This is a genomic window from Mesorhizobium sp. M2C.T.Ca.TU.002.02.1.1 (assembly GCF_003997225.1).
This window is the reverse complement of record NZ_RZTO01000806.1, coordinates 1-2,721: the sequence shown is the minus strand read 5'-3', so window position 1 is coordinate 2,721 and position 2,721 is coordinate 1. Positions and strand designations below refer to the sequence as shown.

The window sequence follows — 2,721 nt, the reverse complement described above, 5'->3', positions numbered from 1 at the left end:
GCCGAGATCGGCGCCCCGGTGATTTTCGACGCCACCCATTCCGTCCAGCAGCCGGGCGGGCAGGGCGGCTCGTCGGGCGGCGAACGGCGCTTCGTCGCAACGCTGGCGCGCGCGGCGGTTGCCGTTGGCGTTGCCGGCGTCTTCATCGAGACCCATCAGGATCCCGACAATTCGACGTCTTCGGACGGCCCCAACATGGTGCCTCTCAAGGACATGCCGGCCCTGCTGGAAACGCTCATGGCCTTCGACCGTATCGCCAAGGGACACTGACTGCGGCGACGGACCTCGATCCTGCGCCGGCTTGTGGTTGCACCGAGCCGGGGCTACGCTCGTTTTCGTAACTGAGCGTCTTGGCAGGAGGAAGCCATGTCCGTTGCCCGCGTTACCGAAATCACGTCGTCTTCCAAGAAGAGCTTTCAGGATGCCATCGAGAAGGGCATCGCGCGCGCCGCAAAGACCCTGAAAAACGTCGAAGGCGCCTGGATCCAGGACCAGAAGATTGTCGTCGAGGACGGCAAGATCGCTGCCTACCGGGTCAACATGAAAGTCACCTTCATCCTCACCGACAGCTGAGCAGGTCGTCGGGAACCTTAGCGCGCTCCTCTCATTGTCAATACAGGCATTCAACCGAGAGGAGCACCACCATGACCACCCCGTCCGGGCACACTGAAGCCATTGCCGCCTCGCGCGTCATCGGCACGTCTGTCTATAACAGCGAAGGCAAGAGCATCGGCAGCATCGAGGACGTGATGCTCGACAAGATGTCGAACGGCATCATGTTCGCCGTGATCGGCTTCGGCGGTTTCCTTGGCGTGGGCGAGAAGTACCACGCCGTCCCGTGGGCGACCCTCGACTATGACGAGGATCAAGGCGGCTATGTCGTACCATTCACCAAGGAGCAGCTGCAGGCCGCGCCCGCATACTCGATCAAGGAACTGACTGGCGCCGACGGCGAAGCCGCGCGCGACGCTTCATTCCAGTATTACCATGTGAAGCCCTATTGGCATTGATCGCTTGATCGGCGCGCTGGAAGCGAAAGGCCCCCGACAATAGAGCCGGGGGCCTTTGACGTCTAAACTATTCCGCCGCGCCGAGAGTCGATAGCTCTACCGAACTCTGCTGGGGCTTCTGATCGTCGCATGACGTCAGGAACGCCGCCGTGATCAGGAACAAACTCACGATACCGCTTAACTGGGACATGGCGAAACTCCTCCTGTTTCGCCCCGCGCGAACGCGACCATAGATGAGAAGGCCGCACGACGCGCATGACTTATGATGACAGAAATTTGCGCTTCGTGAATCCCGCCCGCGGCAATAATTGCGGCGCCGCCGATTGCCTTTTCTTCCGCTTTGGCTAAGAGGGGCGCGACGCTTCAATCGATCAATCGGGGACATCGCAAATGACCGCCATCATCGACATTGTCGGGCGTGAAATCCTGGACAGCCGTGGCAATCCGACCGTCGAGGTCGATGTGGTGCTGGAGGACGGCTCGATGGGCCGCGCCGCGGTGCCCTCGGGCGCCTCGACCGGCGCGCATGAGGCGGTAGAAGTGCGCGACGGCGGACCACGTTATCTCGGCAAGGGCGTCCAGCGCGCGGTCGAGGCCGTGAACGGCGAGCTGTTCGAGGCGATCGGCGGCATGGAAGCCGAGAACCAGATCCATATCGACCAGACGATGATCGAGCTCGACGGCACCCCGAACAAGAGCCGCCTCGGCGCCAATGCCATCCTCGGCGTGTCGCTGGCCGTCGCCAAGGCCGCGGCCGAGGCCGCTGGCTTGCCGCTCTACCGCTATGTGGGCGGCACCAAGGCGCACATCCTGCCGGTGCCGATGATGAACATCATCAATGGCGGCGCCCATGCCGACAACCCGATCGACTTCCAGGAATTCATGATCCTGCCCGTCGGCGCGCCGACGCTGCGCGATGGCGTGCGCTGGGGCTCGGAGATTTTCCATACGCTGCGCAAGAAGCTCAAGGACGCCGGCCACAACACCAATGTCGGCGACGAGGGCGGCTTCGCCCCCAACCTGAAGAGCGCGCCGGCGGCGCTCGATTTCATCATGGAATCGATCGAGAAGGCCGGCTTCAAGCCGGGCGAGGACGTGGCGCTTGGCCTCGACTGCGCGGCGACCGAGTTCTTCAAGGACGGCAATTATGTCTATGAAGGCGAGAAGAAGACCCGCGATCCCAAGGCGCAGGCCAAGTATCTCGCCAAGCTGGCTGCCGACTATCCGATCATCACCATCGAGGACGGCCTTGCCGAGGACGACTGGGAAGGTTGGAAGATCCTGACCGACCTGATCGGCAAGAAGGTTCAGCTCGTCGGCGACGACCTCTTCGTCACCAACACGGCTCGGCTGCGCGACGGCATCCGCATGGGCGTCGCCAATTCGATCCTGGTCAAGGTCAACCAGATCGGCTCCTTGACCGAGACGCTTGACGCGGTCGAGACCGCGCACAAGGCGGCCTACACCGCGGTCATGTCGCACCGTTCGGGCGAGACCGAGGATTCGACCATCGCCGACCTCGCGGTCGCCACCAATTGCGGACAGATCAAGACCGGCTCCCTGTCGCGTTCGGACCGCATGGCCAAATACAACCAGCTCATCCGTATCGAGGAAGAGCTCGGCAAACAGGCGCGCTACGCCGGCAAGTCGGTGGTCAAAGGCTGATCCAGCCTGTTCTGACGATCCTAAAAAAGGGCGGGCATTCCCGCCC

At 62.5% G+C, this 2,721-nt stretch carries 3 protein-coding genes and 1 pseudogene; all 4 read left to right on the top strand.

Going from position 1 to position 2,721, the window contains the following annotated elements; all coding sequences use genetic code 11:
* Positions 1–270, top strand: a pseudogene (locus EOD07_RS29715) (3-deoxy-8-phosphooctulonate synthase); the annotation flags it as partial.
* Positions 271–366: 96 nt separating this feature from the next.
* The gene (locus tag EOD07_RS29710) at positions 367–573 is read left to right on the top strand and encodes a dodecin family protein (protein WP_073986887.1); all 207 of its coding nucleotides are present in this window, start codon (positions 367–369) and stop codon (positions 571–573) included.
* A gap of 71 nt (positions 574–644) precedes the next feature.
* Positions 645–1,010 carry a PRC-barrel domain-containing protein gene (locus EOD07_RS29705; protein WP_073986886.1) on the top strand — a complete coding sequence of 122 codons (366 nt, stop codon included), beginning with the start codon at positions 645–647 and terminating at the stop codon, positions 1,008–1,010.
* Between the two features lie 390 nt (positions 1,011–1,400).
* Positions 1,401–2,675: a phosphopyruvate hydratase gene (eno, locus tag EOD07_RS29700; RefSeq protein WP_127237868.1), complete on the top strand. Its 1,275-nt coding sequence runs from the start codon at positions 1,401–1,403 to the stop codon at positions 2,673–2,675.
* Positions 2,676–2,721 lie beyond the last annotated feature (46 nt).